Here is a 535-nt window from a genome sequence, read left to right as displayed (position 1 = left end):
CAAGCGACTGAAGGAACTCGAGAAAGAGAATACGCGGCTCAGGCGCGCCGTGTCGGATCTGACACTCGACAAGCTGATCCTTACGGAGGCGGCAAAGATGAGGGGCGTGTAGCAAACCCTCCAGTGGAGGGTTTGTAGCCCCGAACGCGCAGCCCTTCTGAGCCCTTCACGTCGCCGACGGTGCATCGACCATGTCCGCTTGGCGCTCGGCATCTCCGAACGCCGTGCCTGCCGGGCCTTGGAGCACCACCGCTCAACCCAACGCAAGATCCCGCGCTCGGGATCGTGTCCCACGGGGTGGTGTAGCTCAGGTGGCCATCGGGTTTCTTAGTAAGGTCGGGTTGCTAGACTCAATCTGATCCAAGGATGACACCCGATGACCAAACCTATGATGGACCTTCGCGCGCTTGTCGAACAGAGCGGCGATGCAGATTTACTGCGTGAGATGATTGGCTTTGCCGCCGAGCGACTAATGGAGCTCGAGGTTGGCGCCAAGACCGGCGCGGACTATGGCGAGAAGAGTGCCGAACGACTG

2 pseudogenes are annotated in these 535 nt (G+C 60.4%); both read left to right on the top strand.

The features are described from left to right. Positions 1-277: pseudogene (locus VSX56_RS20795) on the top strand (hypothetical protein); the annotation flags it as partial. Between the two features lie 99 nt (positions 278-376). After that, positions 377-535, top strand: a pseudogene (locus VSX56_RS20790) (IS256 family transposase); the annotation flags it as partial.

The organism is Thioclava kandeliae, assembly GCF_040297545.1.
GTDB lineage: Bacteria > Pseudomonadota > Alphaproteobacteria > Rhodobacterales > Rhodobacteraceae > Thioclava > Thioclava kandeliae.
The sequence above is the reverse complement of the archived record's forward strand: the minus strand, read 5'-3'. Positions and strand labels throughout refer to the sequence as shown.